The organism is Macrococcus hajekii (assembly GCF_004359505.1).
GTDB lineage: Bacteria > Bacillota > Bacilli > Staphylococcales > Staphylococcaceae > Macrococcus > Macrococcus hajekii.
On the sequence record NZ_SCWE01000002.1, the window covers coordinates 98,524 to 112,132 of the forward strand.

Consider the following 13,609-nt stretch of genomic DNA (forward strand, 5'->3'; position numbering starts at 1 on the left):
TGTTTCCTCCTATTCAGCTTCTACTTGCAGCGTATCCTGCAGCCCATCACCTATGACATTAAATGAGAACATCGTCAGTGCTATCAGTAGTGACGGGAAAAAGAGACGCCACCACTCACCACTTAAAATGACACTCAGTGCATCATTGGCCATCGTGCCCCAGCTGGCAGATGGGGCCTGCACGCCTAGTCCAAGGAAGCTGAGAAATGATTCAGCAAAGATAGCTGAAGGAATCGTAAAGGTCAGGTTAACGATGATGACTGCCATGATGTTCGGCAAGATGTGCTTTGCAATAATTGTCAGATGACTTGAGCCGAGTAATTCTGCTGCCGTGATAAACTGCTGCTGCTTAATCTGCAGTACCTGCCCGCGGACGATACGGGCCATGTTCACCCAGCCCGTTAAACTTAGTGCAACAATCATCGTCACAAGACCCGGCTTCATCAGAACGAGCAGCAGAATAACAATCAGCAGATAAGGAATACCGTAAAGTACTTCTACAATTCTCATCAGAACACTGTCAATGCGGTCTCCTAATTTGCTTCTGCCCGCTGAATAACCTGCAACTGCACCTACTGCTATACCGATAACGATATCAATCGTCGCTGCGATAATACCGATACCTAAAGAGATGCGGGCACCCAGCCAGATCCGTGTAAAGACGTCACGACCCAAATCATCAGTACCAAACCAGTGTTTACTGTCAGGGGCCAGATTGCCATCAATCAGTGACTGTTCCGCTCCACTATGACCGGATATGACAGGTCCAATAATCGCGAAAAGTGTAATGAAAAATAATACAATTAATCCGATAATTGCCAGCTTATGGCGACAAAAATTGCGTATAAACTCTTTGAAAGTAGACTGTCTATCAGACGTGATCTCAACAGGCTGCTGTTCAACAGCTTCAAACGTCAATGTATCATTCAAAGCGCTCACCACTTTTCAAGGATATTCTCGGATCAATCAAACGGTAACTTACATCCACCAGCAGTAAAGTAATAAGTAACACAAAACTATAGAAAATGGTGGTACCCATAATAACAGGATAATCGCGATTAAAGATACTCTCGACGAAATATTTACCGATGCCCGGGATTGAGAATACTTTTTCAACTACAAATGTCCCCGTCACTACAGCAGCGAAGAGTGGACCTAGAAACGTAATAACAGGTAATAAAGTATTGCGGAGAGCATGCTGAGTAATAATATATGACATCGGCAGTCCTTTTGCTTTAGCCGTTCTGATGTAATTGGAATTCAGCACCTCAATCATATTACTTCGTACATAACGCGTAATAATGGCAAGAGGACCTACCGCTAAAGCAATGGTCGGATTAACCGAGTGCAACCAGGAATCAAAATTGGCGATAGGAAGTAAATGCCATTCCACACCTAAATACTTAATCAATAGCGGAGCTAAAATAAAACTCGGGACAGAAATGCCGATAATGGCAATGAATAAAGAAATAAAATCAGGAATCCGTTGTTTATAGATAGCCGCTAAAGTACCGAGTATAATACCACCCAGTAATGCCACAACAATTGACTGGACACCAAGTAAAGCTGAAGCACCGAGCCCTTCCCCGATAATCGTGTTTACATCACGACTCTCAGACTGGATGGATGGCCCTAAATTGAAAGTGGCAATATTCTTAAGATAAATAAAATATTGAACAATCAAAGGTTCATCCAGATGAAACTTCGCCTTCATGTTCTGTAACTGATCAGCAGACAATGCTTTTGAATCGTTAGAAAACGGATCACCAGGAATGGAGTGCATGATGATGAACGTAATCGTCACAATCAGCCACATCGTCACCACTAAGCTAAGAATTTTTTTGATAAAAACCAATCTTATGATCTCCTTTAGTTAAATTCAGGAATAACAACAAAAAAATCCCATAGACTCGAACAAGTCCATGGGATAGTATATGCCAATAGTCTCGTCTCATCTTTACAACTTGCGTTGCAGGAATTGGCACAGTTTTCAGTATAAACTGACTCTGCTGCCGAGGTTTCGTAGGGCCTGTCCCTCCACCTCTCTGGATAAGAAAACTTTAGTTATTTAGTTGTGGTGTTTCTAGAACTTATATTACGATTAAAAAAAACATACGTCAACCACATATTTAAAACTTCTTTTTAAATAAATATTATTACTCGAATAATTTTATTATTTATCTAACTATTTTTTCTTATTAAAATACTCTTTCTTTATGTGAAAGCAACCATTAAGGCCCGTTACTGTGCTAATTCCGCTTCAGACGATTGATATAGTTGATATTCACTATCTCAGATTTCGATATAAGCACACCAACCATTCTTCCAGCTGATATAATCGCTCTCCCAGTCTGAGGCGTTCACCTGTTGTCATTACTGCGCAGACCGACTTATCTTCCATCACAATCAGTTTCTTCTGCTGATAGATTTTTTCCACACTGGCAATAACCTGCTGCAGCTCTTCTGTCATCTGTGGTGCTGATATTCTGATGACTTCTTCCGACAAATTCGAATCAATTTGTATATCCAGCTGCACCTCTTACCATCTCCCTTTCATCAACTTGCTGTTTACTTCTCTTACATTAAAACAAAAAGATTTCTTTAAAGATATAGCACCTGACTGAACGGTCTATATCAATATGTAAGTGGTATAATAACGCCTATAAAAAACAATCTGCTTCCCAGTTATGAGAAACGGATTGTTTTTTGATCAACTTTCTTTATCACTTTTGCAGGTGTGCCTGCGACAATCGTATTCGCCAGTACATCTTTCGTTACTGTTGAATCTGCTGCCACTATTGCATTCTCACCGATAATTACACCTGGCAGCACGGTCACATTCGCACCAATCCATGCATTTTTCTTCACAACGATTTTCTTCACTATCAGTCCACGTCTTTTAGCCGGATCTGTCAGATGGTTCACTGTAATCAGTCGTGCTGATGGACCGATCAGTACTTGATCTTCTATCTCGATACCGCCTAAATCAACGAAGGTCACATTCTTATTAATAAAGATATCACGGCCGAACTTCATATGTCTGCCGTAATCCGTATAGAATGGCAGCGAGACCACAACGCTTGAATCAATGGTCTGACCTGTCATTTTCTCTAGAACCTTCAGTACTTCTTCATTCGTTCTGAACGTTGTATTTAATTCAAAGGATAACTGTTCATTATCACCTTTATGCTCATGAATTTCGTCATACACTGCATCATCTTTTAATATTTCAATACCTTGGATTTTATCAACGAGTTTCATATATCCTCCTAAAGTCGTGTTATATCCATTGTAACGGTTAATAAAAAACACTGAAGATTTTTGACCTCCAGTGTTCTGATCTATACTTTCCGCACTGTTCTAAACAGCGGGTGTTCAGCTAGAATACTATCTTTCAATCGCTGAACAACTGGATATTTTGACTGCAGGAAATCAGTCGAGTTGTCATAAATCGCAACAAGTTTCCCTTCCTCAAGCACACCGATGCGGTCAGATATCGTGAACGCCGCACGGATATCATGCGTAATAAAGAGATACGTCAGCTGAGCAACTGTTTTAAGTTCAATCAGCAGTTCGAGTATCTTACTCTGCGTTACCATATCTAAGCTACTCACCGCTTCATCCAGCACGACTAGTTTCGGCTTAACGATAATCGCTCGGGCTATAGTCACACGCTGCAGCTGGCCGCCGCTGAGCTGATGAGGGTACTTCTGTAAGTCCGAAACTTTAAGTCCTACTTTTTCTATGATATCTCTTGCTTCTCTTCGTCGTTCTTCTTTAGAGACCTTCATATTGAGCAAAGGTTCTGTAATAATTTTCTCTATGGTCATATAGGGATTGACGGATGACACCGGATCCTGGAAGACTACCTGAATATTACGTCTAACAGCCTGATTGGAAGTATTATAAACCGGTTCGCCCATAAATAAAACCTGACCGCTTGTTGGATGATTAATACCCAGCACCATCTTACCGAGCGTCGTCTTGCCCGCTCCGCTTGTACCGATTAATGACAGACACGTTCCCTCTTCTATCGAAAATGAGATATCCTGCAGAATAGTTTTAACCGGTAATTTACGACCGAATAGCCTGCTCTGCTTCACTTCATAACTGACGTTTTCTACATTCAATAGACTCATCATGATCGCTCCACTTTATCTTCATAGTCAAATGAATAAGGTTTTTTCGTCGTGTATAACGACAGACGAGAAGTGAGCAGCTGCTTCGTATAAGGTTGTGCTGGCGCGTCAAAAAGATTGATGACATCATTCTTTTCTATGATTCTGCCGTCCTTCATCACTGCCACTTCATCCGCCATTTCTGCTATTACACTTAAATCATGAGAAATAAGCAGAATAGCTGTGCCCCACTTTGCCCGTACTTTCTCAAGGAGCATCAGTACTCTTTTCTGACTGTGCAAATCAAGGGCTGTCGTCGGTTCATCTGCAATGATTAAAGCGGGCTCCATACAGGCCGCCATAGCGATCATCACACGCTGCAGCATACCGCCACTTAATTCGAAGGGATAGCTCTTCATAATGCGGTCCGGCTCTGTCAGTTCCAGCTCGAGCATCGTATTGACAGCGAGCTGCCGTGCTTCTTTCTTACTCACTCTGCGGTGCGTACGAATCGTTTCAATGAATTGCTGACCGATTGTAAAGACCGGATTAAACGCGCTCATCGGGTTCTGCATAATCAAAGTAATAATATTCCCTCTGATCTGGCGCATCACTTTATCCGACGCCTCGTTCAGTTCCTGATCAAACAACCGGATATGTCCCGTTGTCTCGACATGCGACGGATGCAGCTGCATAATCGCTTTACTCGTCATCGTCTTACCACAGCCACTTTCACCGACAAGACCTAGAATCTGGCCACGATTGATGGAGAAGCTGACTTGATCAACAAGTCGCTGTTCTTTCACATCTACTACAAGATCGGTGACCGTTAATACGGTTTCAGTCATATTATACATCCCCTTTCCTGTATGATTTGCGGTCGATGCCGTAACGTTCAGATAACGATTCACCTAAGAGATTAAAGCAGCTGACAACGATAAAAATCAGTAATCCTGGATAGACCATAAGCATCGGATTCGTCTGAATATAAGCTTTGCCCTCGTTGATCATAGCACCCCATTCCGGTGTGGGCGGTTGAACGCCAAGTCCAAGGAATGACATGGACGACAGACTCATAATCGCCCAGCCCATCTCCAGTGTGCCGATCACTGTTAAAGGAATCAAAAGATTAGGCAGGATATGCCGTGTAATAACAGCAAGTTGTGAAGCACCGCCAATTCTAGAGGCAGTGATATAGTTCTCTTCTTTCACCGTCTGTACGAGTCCTCTGACGATACGAGCATAATACACCCATTGAACAATAATCAGACCGAGGACAACCTGCTTGATGCCTGTCCCCCATATACCGACAAAACCGAGGACAAAGATCAGACTCGGAATCGCCATCAGACCATCGCCTAAACGCATCAGAATCTGATCAACGATACCGCCTGTGTATCCTGCAATGATACCGACAATCAGTCCGATACCAAGAGCAGCAGCAAAAATCAGGGAAGCATAGCCAAGTGAAATACGCGTCCCGTGAATTAGTCGAGACAGCATATCACGACCGAGATGGTCCGTCCCCAGCCAGTGCTGAACAGAAGGCGACTGCAATCTTTCCGGCAGGTCGACTTTGAGCGGATTATAAGGTGCTAGCCAAGGTGCAAACAACGCAACCAATATAAGGATGATGAGAACTGTGACACTGAAAATAATCATCTTCTGCTGGCCGAAACCTTTTATCACCTTTTTCATCTGAACTGACTTCCTTTTCTGTAGATGCGCGGATTAATAAACATCTGAATGATATCCACCAGCAGGTTGCTGAGCAGATAGACGACTGCCGCTATAATAATATAGGCTCGTATAACAGGTACGTCCCGGTTGAAGATTGCATCGATAAAATAGCGACCGAAACCCGGCCATGAGAACACGACTTCCACGATAATCGCACCTGTCAATAAGTGGCCAAGGTTCATGCCAAGACCAGCTATCATCGGAGAAATCGAATTTCTCAGTAAATGCTTGCCATAAATCGCTGCAGGTTTCAGCCCTCTCGTTCTGGCAAACTGAACGTAAGGTTCCTTCAGCTGTTCCATCACATTGACACGCAGTAAACGTGTATAGATGGCAATCAGCGGGAAAGCAAGCGTCAAGGCAGGCAGAATATAGTTCGTCCAGTCTTCCATTCCGCCGACTGGCAGCAGATTGAGTTTGACTGCGAAGAAATAAATAAACAGGTAGCCTAACCAGAACGATGGAATAGACGCACCAACAAAAGAAAGGAAGCGACTCAGATGGTCGATTCCACTCCCTTTTTTTATACCCGCCAGAAATCCAAGCGGCACACTAATAACGACCGCTAAAATCAGGCTGATTATAGATAATAACAATGTCGGCACTAATCTAAGAGAAATTTCGTTCCATACCGGCTGGTTTGATACATATGATTTTCCGAGATTAAGTGTCAATGTATCTACCACACCCTTCGCATACTGCACGATAAAAGGCTGATCAAGTCCAAGTTCATGCCGTTTTTCTGCCAGCATGTCATCAGTCGCATGAATATGTGCAGCTGAGAAGTAAGCTTCCGCCGGATCAACTGACGATAGATGAATCATGCCAAATGTGATGAAAATCGCGAATAAATAGACCGGTATAATCATCGAAACACGTTTTAAAATAAATTGAACCATACATAACTCCAATTAAAACTTTATTTTTTCTGAATCCCTTCGAATGGATGCTCGTCCCTGTTTGCTGAGAAATTAAAGTTAGTAACATCTTTCTGATAAACCGCTGACTGCTTCAAGTAGGAAATCGGTACGATTGCCCCTTGTTCCTGAAGTGAACTGAGCAGATGATTATAAGTTTCTTTACGTTCATTCTCATCAGTCGACTGCAGCACTGTCTCCACATCTTTAATCAGTTCATCTTTGTTCGGATAAGCAGAAATCGCTTCACTGAAACCAAATCCTTTTGTTGCAATCACGTTTGCAAAGGCATGTGGATCATAAGGAGCACCATAATTACTGAAGAAGTTCAAGTCGAACTGATTCGCTTTGAATCGTTCAACTTGAGTCGTCAATTCAACACCTTCAAGTTTAAGGTCAACACCGAGACCTGCCCACTCAGACTGTAAAGTTTCAGCCATTTTCTTCTGAATAGCTTCAGCTGAGTTATACATAATAGAAACCGTTAATGGCTTGCCGTCTTTTTCACGAATTGTTTTACCTTCTGGTAATTTCCAGCCGGCTTTATCCAGTAATTGCTCTGCTTTTTTTGTGTCATAGTTGATAGGTGTCACTTTAAGATCAGACGTATACGGCAGGTTCGTCGGTAAAATGTAATCTGCTTTCTCTTCAATACCTGATGTCACTTCTTTAACGAGTACATCTTTATTGAAACCATACTGCAGCGCATGACGAACCGCTTCATCTTTAAGTATATCATTGGTTGTATTCATCACTAACTGACGTGTTGCGACAGGCTCTGATAAACTTGATTGATACTGATCATTGGATTTCAGTTGATTAAATGAATCAGCACTCAGCGCACCTTCACCGTATATTAAGTCGATGTCTCCTTTTTCAAAGGCCAGAACACGTGTCTCAGCATCAGGAATTACTTTTACTTTAATCTCTTTAACTGTCGGCTTTTCGCCCCAGTAGTTATCATTGCGTTTAAACGTTGCATACTCATCTGCTTTATAGTCATCTAAAATCCAAGGACCTGTACCGACTGATTTCTCAACACCTTTAGACGTATCTCCATCTTTCGGGAAACCAGATTCAGCGAGAAAACGAACAGGTCGAACAACTGCTAAATCCTGCAGAGTCGGGTAGTAAGCTTCTGTTAACGTTAACTTAAACTGATGATCGCCAATTGCTTCTGTATTAGCGATACGTGAGATTAAACCTAACCAGCCATGTGTCTCTTTATTCTTAAGAATTGCATCGAAATTCTTCTTGACGACTTTAGCATTGAAATCTGAGCCATCAGAGAATTTCACATTTTTACGTAAGTTGAACGTATACTGTTTACCATCCTCTGATACTTGCCATGACTCAGCCAGATGAGGCGTCAGTTTGCCTCCTTTATCGTAACTCACTAGAGGTTCAAAAATCATAGACTGTGCAAATAACTGTGACGGATTATATACATGGGGATTCATTTTACCAATATCCCTTGGCCAGGCGAGAGTTAATGTCTCCTTACTTTTTGCTTTTTCTTCTTTTGTTTCTTCCTTATTATTGCAACCTGTCAGCACGAGTAAGACCCCTATTATTAATATTAAAAACGGCTGAAAACGTAATTTTTGCATCGTCATTATATCCTCTTTTCGTAATTGATAATTATTTTCAATTGTATGCAATAACGCAAGCGCTGTCAACGTTTCGTACCTAATAGAGAGAGTTATTCCGACTAATTTTCTCGTATATTTTGAATACTATTAAATAATATTTCTCGCAAAGAATAAGCCCGGTTATAATAAACACTGACCATGAACTTGGCTTAATCCGTTTAGACTTATTCATTTACTCTCCCCTTCGACTTTCTTTTTGTATATCTTTTCATTAATATAAAAAAGCAGTCATTTTCTAATCACAGAGAATGACTGCTTAATATGATTAGTGATTGCCCATCACCACATGAGCTACATATTTGCCATCTGCAGTCTGGAAATAAACCATATGGCCGTTGACGTTATATGCATACTCCCGATTGAATGACGGATACGTATGAGGATACTTTTTATAAGCTTCTTTCACTTTTGCAACAGATAAAATAGCTGCTATTTTGTTTCATCCATTTCTCTATCGATAACTTGTGCAATCACCCATAACTTCTCCTCAGTCTCTTCTATCTTTTTGTTCAGATCAGTCAGTTCCTGATGGACTCTTGCATCTGTAAAAATATTATCAAACCAGATATCAAAGACTTCATCTTGCTGAGTATCAGATATACTAAATTCAGCAGAAAAATCAATATCCTCAAGTTCCGCTACCACTCTCTGCAGATCATCCTTAAGAATCGCAACTTGCGCATTAAGATTTTTAATATTCTGCCGCTTAAAATAACTCCCCAGCATGCCGTTGCCCATTATATCGAACCAACTCCAGGCCTTCGCATTACTTGTAATTTTCTTTATCTCTGCAATACGATCTAATGCCACATCTACCGCTTCTCTTGCTTCCCTCAATTGTTGATTCATCATCAGACCCCTTTTCTCTCTTCTTTTAGAATGCCATACACGTAACTATCTCTGAACTGACCATCAATCACCTTATCTTGTCTAAGCAAACCTTCATGCCCACTTTCTCCATTACTTTGTATGATGCAATATTCTCACTATCAGTAGATGCAAAAATACGATTTAAGTTCAGTTCATCGAATCCATAGTCGATTAGATACGCTGCCATATAAGTCCCTAAACCCTTGCCATAGTAATCAGGATGCAACAAATAACCTATCTCCCCTTTACGATGGCTACTCTGCACAGTAATCTGACAGGCTCCAATAACTTTATGCGCATCATTATCTTCTAGAACCAGATATTTCAGATGATCGCCAACATTACGAATAAAATTAAGGAAAGCCTCCGTCTCATCAAAAGACTCCAGCACCCAGCTCTGATAACGATAAGTCCGCTTATCAGTTAAAATCTCAAATAGGTCCTGATAATCTCCATCCTCTATTGCTCTGATTTGAACGTTCATATATAGAATCTCCACTCTTAATAATGATCAGCCTTTTATATAATCAACTAATGTCATCTTGTCATTTACTCTTCTTTCTTCGCCATTTCTTACATAACCCATTTTTTCATATAAGTAACAGTTACCTGCTTCTTCCAATATGGTTTCTAAAAACCAATGTTCAGATCCATGAAGTTGTTCAGCCACCTTTATTGCCTTTTGAGCTATACCTCTACCTCTATATTGAGGCAAAATAAATATAGGAGAAATTCTTTTTCTTTCTCCTCCTTTTTTATCCACCACCCTAACAGCACCAACAATCGTTTCTTCTTCACTGACAAAATAATAATAAGTGAAAGGTTGCTCCAAACGTCTTCTAACTAACTCAATATTTTCATTTGCAGGACTTGTATGATAATCCTGATATTCGTCTAATAAACTTTGAAATGACTCTAACTGCATTTTCCAAATTTGTTCAGTGTCATCAACATTTGCTCTGATTAATTTCATATATCCACCTCTTTGTTACTTTCAATTATATACAATTTTTACTTTTCACCCTATTAATATCTGCACATATTTGCTGTGATCCGAATATTTATTTTTTCCCACAAAAAAATCGCCATTTTCAGGCGGTTTCAAATTCATCTATTTCTCTACTGACACTTTTCGCTCATCAAATACTCTTTTCACTACTCTTAACGCATTTAGAACACGTGGGAATCCTGCGTATGGGATAAGGTGTATGACCGCGCCTACGATTCCTTCTGGTTTCAGTCCGATGTTTAGTCCCACATTTGTGTGCAGTTCAAGCTGTGGCTCTGTTCCTAATGTAACCCGATGTGATGCTTAAAGATAGAACCGCCAAAAAAATTCAATTAACAGATGCCTGAGAAGTTGTACTCGCTGAAGGTCAGCGAATTCTGGACTCACTGGATGACTTATCATTACATCAATATGATTTAAAGAAAGGCTTTAATCAGCTCTATCCTGATATAAAAATTAAAATCTCACAGGATGATTCTGAAAAAGTAAGACAGGATATCAACGACGGCACACTCAACCTAGGGATTGTTACCCTTAATTATTTTCCCTCATAATTTAAGGACAGTTTAATTTTATATAAAAAGCTCTCTATACGATATTATCCGTATAGAGAGCAGTGGTTTAACTAGCGATATCCCGTTTATTAAAGATATATGCTGCGAGTGCCACAATAACAATAAGTGCAATGATATTATAACCAAATGAAAACTCGTATGTCATATTTTTTACAGGTGGCATACCGGCAATATATTGATTCATTGACCAGTTAGCCGGCCAGAGATATTTAACAAGTTCTGTTTTTGAACTGATAAAATTGACTGCTAATGAACCAAGGAATAACAGTCCAAGTGCAATACCTTGTGCAGCTGCTGTATTTCTGAGTAGTACTGATAGCACGTAGGCAATCGTTGCTAAGATGATCACCATGATTAAGTCATTCATCATAATCTTGCCTAAATACGGCCAGAATTCAACCATCTTATAACCCCCAGTCTCTGCATCTGATACTGCTAGTTTAGATGTAGGGTTATGTTCCCTTGTAACAAGACCGATTATCGCGGCGACCCCGTATGTGAAAGCAACAAAGATAAACGAAGTCAATAGTACGAATATATATTTAGAGAAGAAGATTTTAATTCTTGAAGCAGGTCGAATCATCAGCAGTTTAATCGTCCCTTGCTGATGCTCACGACTCATCATGCTACCTGCAATAACGATCACCATTAACGCAACTAAATTAATAAGAGGTGAAGTCTCAAGCAAATAACTATATAAGTTCTCCTTCGCAGGGGGCTGAACATTTTTTTCAAGATAAAAACTCAGTCTCGATAATTCCTGTTCGCTGTTTGCTTGAGTGATCGCTTCGTCAAAAGACATTTTACTCGGATCTTTTTTACTAATTTCAGCTACTTTATCACTTAATTCTTTAATATCTGCTTTGACCTCTGTCTTCCAGTCTTTACCGTAAGATTTATTTTCCTCTGATTCACCCGTGGTAAATTGATTCAATGCGAGACCTAACATGAACATCAGTACAATGATAGCAAGCATCACCCAAGTGGCCGGTCGCATAAAAAACTTAATCCATTCATTTTTTATCAGATTAAACATGCTGTTCACCTCCGGTCATTTTCAGGAATCGTTCTTCCAATGTTTCCTTGTTCATAACAATGCTATAAACATCTACATCTGCCTTGACGAGTCCTCTGACAAGCTCAGGCACATCCTTCTGTTTCACTTGGACGACAAGACCATTCTCCTGCATAGATTGAATGCCGAGAGATGAAAAATAATGTTCCGCTGCATCTACAGGATAAACATCAAAACGATGTGTCACCACATCATTTGCTGTGCTAGTCTGGTGGACATCCTCTATACTGATCATCTGACCATGCTGAATGATACCAATACGATCACACATCATCTCCATCTCACTTAACAAGTGACTGGACACGATAACAGACAGACCTTCCTCGCGTGCCAGCTTACGGATATAATCGCGAATCTCTCTTATCCCCTGAGGATCAAGACCATTTGTCGGTTCATCCAGAATTAAAATAGAAGGATTATGCAAAAGCGCCTGAGCAAGACCAAGACGTTGACGCATACCTAGCGAATACTTCTTCACCTTATCTTTAATACTATGTTCAAGTCCCACCAACTTCACGACACGATCAATATCCTCACGACTGACAGCCTTCTGCATACGGGCAAACTGCTTCAGATTTTCAAGACCCGATAAAAAAGGATATAATTCAGGATTCTCAACAATCGCACCGACATGTTCCATCGCCTGGGCACGCTCTGTCGTAATCGGGTGGCCTAATATAGTAATATCACCAGCAGTCGGAGATGTCAGCCCGACAATCATTCTAATGGTCGTTGTTTTACCAGCACCATTCGGTCCCAGAAAGCCAAACACCTCGCCCTTACGGACTGCGAAATTAACATCATTGATAATAGTACGCTTACCAATATCCTTCTTTAAATGAGAAACGGAAAGACTAATATTCTCTTCCAAAACATAACCTCCTTTTTCTTCACTGTACACAAAATCGGAAATATTTGTAACCCAATTACTAGTAATTTAAGGAAACTTTAAGGTAAACAGGAAAATTAAAAGAAGCGAATCAGTAAATGATCAGCTTCTTTAGATACCCTTAAAAGGCTTGGAACATTAAAACACTTATTAACATTATAACCGTTACAATTGCTGTGAATACGGTAACTATCAGAACTTTTTCTAATAAATATTTCTTCTTATCTCTGGGAATCTTATTTATTTTATGACCATTTTCCATAAACTCTAAAATCTCACGATACGTCTGAACATCATGTTTTTTCTTCAATCTTTCAATTTTAATGGCATAATACATGCTTATAGCCCACAGGACTAAAGGTATCATAAAACCAAGGAATCCATCAGTATATTTGATTATTATACCGACGGATATAGCAGCCATCACCATAAACCCTAACATCATATTTCCATACAAATCCATCTTGTTCTTGTCCACAACATTTTTCATTTCTACGACATCTCCTTTAACAAGTTCGTCTAAAGAAACGTTGAACAGAATACTCAGAGCAATCAAGTTCTGCAAGTCAGGATAACTTCTCTCATTCTCCCAATTTGATATCGTCTGACTAGATACATAAATCTTTTCAGCTAACTCAACTTGAGAGAGATTAAGCTCTTTCCTGAAATACTTGATTTGATTTCCTATGTTCATCTTCAACAGCTCCTTCACTTACGACAATAACTTGAAAAAACAGGTAACGCCATCCAATGTCTTTATAATT

Annotated in this window: 15 protein-coding genes, 1 pseudogene and 1 riboswitch; all 16 genes and pseudogenes read right to left on the reverse strand. The window is 40.2% G+C overall.

The genetic code is table 11. The features are described from left to right. Positions 1-9: 9 nt before the first annotated feature. The gene (locus tag ERX37_RS06110; RefSeq protein WP_229713213.1) at positions 10-882 is read right to left on the reverse strand and encodes an ABC transporter permease; all 873 of its coding nucleotides are present in this window, start codon (positions 880-882) and stop codon (positions 10-12) included. 40 nt (positions 883-922) lie between these two features. After that, on the reverse strand, positions 923-1,855 hold the full coding sequence (locus tag ERX37_RS06115; RefSeq protein WP_133429800.1) for an ABC transporter permease: 933 nt from the start codon (positions 1,853-1,855) through the stop codon (positions 923-925). Positions 1,856-1,948: 93 nt separating this feature from the next. Continuing rightward, a riboswitch (SAM riboswitch) is annotated at positions 1,949-2,056 on the reverse strand. Positions 2,057-2,287: 231 nt separating this feature from the next. Continuing rightward, positions 2,288-2,536: a hypothetical protein gene (locus tag ERX37_RS06120; protein WP_133429801.1), complete on the reverse strand. Its 249-nt coding sequence runs from the start codon at positions 2,534-2,536 to the stop codon at positions 2,288-2,290. A 149-nt stretch (positions 2,537-2,685) separates the two neighbouring features. After that, complete coding sequence (locus ERX37_RS06125; RefSeq protein ID WP_133429802.1) at positions 2,686-3,261, reverse strand: DapH/DapD/GlmU-related protein; 576 nt, start codon at positions 3,259-3,261, stop codon at positions 2,686-2,688. 80 nt (positions 3,262-3,341) lie between these two features. Then, entirely contained in the window at positions 3,342-4,142 is an 801-nt protein-coding gene (locus ERX37_RS06130) for an ABC transporter ATP-binding protein (RefSeq protein ID WP_341777436.1), read from the reverse strand. Next, the gene (locus ERX37_RS06135) at positions 4,139-4,975 is read right to left on the reverse strand and encodes an ABC transporter ATP-binding protein (protein ID WP_133429804.1); all 837 of its coding nucleotides are present in this window, start codon (positions 4,973-4,975) and stop codon (positions 4,139-4,141) included. The genes ERX37_RS06130 and ERX37_RS06135 overlap by 4 nt, the downstream gene beginning before the upstream one ends. Further along, positions 4,968-5,816: a nickel transporter permease gene (gene nikC, locus ERX37_RS06140; protein WP_133429805.1), complete on the reverse strand. Its 849-nt coding sequence runs from the start codon at positions 5,814-5,816 to the stop codon at positions 4,968-4,970. Before nikC ends, ERX37_RS06135 begins: the two co-directional genes overlap by 8 nt. After that, a complete protein-coding gene (locus tag ERX37_RS06145) occupies positions 5,813-6,757 on the reverse strand; it encodes an ABC transporter permease subunit (RefSeq protein ID WP_133429806.1) in 945 nt (314 codons plus the stop codon). Before ERX37_RS06145 ends, nikC begins: the two co-directional genes overlap by 4 nt. A 20-nt stretch (positions 6,758-6,777) precedes the next feature. Beyond that, positions 6,778-8,385 carry a nickel ABC transporter substrate-binding protein gene (gene nikA, locus ERX37_RS06150; protein ID WP_373282946.1) on the reverse strand — a complete coding sequence of 536 codons (1,608 nt, stop codon included), beginning with the start codon at positions 8,383-8,385 and terminating at the stop codon, positions 6,778-6,780. 471 nt (positions 8,386-8,856) lie between these two features. After that, on the reverse strand, positions 8,857-9,276 hold the full coding sequence (locus tag ERX37_RS06155) for a hypothetical protein (RefSeq protein WP_133429808.1): 420 nt from the start codon (positions 9,274-9,276) through the stop codon (positions 8,857-8,859). Between the two features lie 67 nt (positions 9,277-9,343). After that, positions 9,344-9,781 carry a GNAT family N-acetyltransferase gene (locus tag ERX37_RS06160; RefSeq protein ID WP_133429809.1) on the reverse strand — a complete coding sequence of 146 codons (438 nt, stop codon included), beginning with the start codon at positions 9,779-9,781 and terminating at the stop codon, positions 9,344-9,346. Between the two features lie 27 nt (positions 9,782-9,808). Further along, entirely contained in the window at positions 9,809-10,270 is a 462-nt protein-coding gene (locus ERX37_RS06165; RefSeq protein ID WP_133429810.1) for a GNAT family N-acetyltransferase, read from the reverse strand. Positions 10,271-10,408: 138 nt separating this feature from the next. Beyond that, positions 10,409-10,606: pseudogene (locus tag ERX37_RS06170) on the reverse strand (carboxymuconolactone decarboxylase family protein); the annotation flags it as partial. A gap of 321 nt (positions 10,607-10,927) precedes the next feature. Continuing rightward, positions 10,928-11,917 (reverse strand): ABC transporter permease subunit, encoded by a 990-nt coding sequence (locus ERX37_RS06175; RefSeq protein ID WP_133429811.1) that lies wholly within the window; start codon positions 11,915-11,917, stop codon positions 10,928-10,930. After that, entirely contained in the window at positions 11,910-12,827 is a 918-nt protein-coding gene (locus ERX37_RS06180) for an ABC transporter ATP-binding protein (RefSeq protein ID WP_133429812.1), read from the reverse strand. The genes ERX37_RS06175 and ERX37_RS06180 overlap by 8 nt, the downstream gene beginning before the upstream one ends. A gap of 139 nt (positions 12,828-12,966) precedes the next feature. Further along, positions 12,967-13,539 carry a helix-turn-helix domain-containing protein gene (locus ERX37_RS06185; protein WP_133429813.1) on the reverse strand — a complete coding sequence of 191 codons (573 nt, stop codon included), beginning with the start codon at positions 13,537-13,539 and terminating at the stop codon, positions 12,967-12,969. Positions 13,540-13,609: the final 70 nt, after the last annotated feature.

Bases quoted from the DNA above. Each gene is read 5' to 3' on its own strand.
- ERX37_RS06165 (WP_133429810.1), bottom strand. From the start codon at position 10,270: ATGAAATTAATCAGAGCAAATGTTGATGACACTGAACAAATTTGGAAA.
- ERX37_RS06125 (WP_133429802.1), bottom strand. From the start codon at position 3,261: ATGAAACTCGTTGATAAAATCCAAGGTATTGAAATATTAAAAGATGAT.
- ERX37_RS06185 (WP_133429813.1), bottom strand. From the start codon at position 13,539: ATGAACATAGGAAATCAAATCAAGTATTTCAGGAAAGAGCTTAATCTC.
- ERX37_RS06130 (WP_341777436.1), bottom strand. From the start codon at position 4,142: ATGATGAGTCTATTGAATGTAGAAAACGTCAGTTATGAAGTGAAGCAG.
- ERX37_RS06135 (WP_133429804.1), bottom strand. From the start codon at position 4,975: ATGTATAATATGACTGAAACCGTATTAACGGTCACCGATCTTGTAGTA.
- ERX37_RS06155 (WP_133429808.1), bottom strand. From the start codon at position 9,276: ATGAATCAACAATTGAGGGAAGCAAGAGAAGCGGTAGATGTGGCATTA.
- ERX37_RS06175 (WP_133429811.1), bottom strand. From the start codon at position 11,917: ATGTTTAATCTGATAAAAAATGAATGGATTAAGTTTTTTATGCGACCG.
- nikC (WP_133429805.1), bottom strand. From the start codon at position 5,816: ATGAAAAAGGTGATAAAAGGTTTCGGCCAGCAGAAGATGATTATTTTC.
- nikA (WP_373282946.1), bottom strand. From the start codon at position 8,385: ATGCAAAAATTACGTTTTCAGCCGTTTTTAATATTAATAATAGGGGTC.
- ERX37_RS06145 (WP_133429806.1), bottom strand. From the start codon at position 6,757: ATGGTTCAATTTATTTTAAAACGTGTTTCGATGATTATACCGGTCTAT.
- ERX37_RS06160 (WP_133429809.1), bottom strand. From the start codon at position 9,781: ATGAACGTTCAAATCAGAGCAATAGAGGATGGAGATTATCAGGACCTA.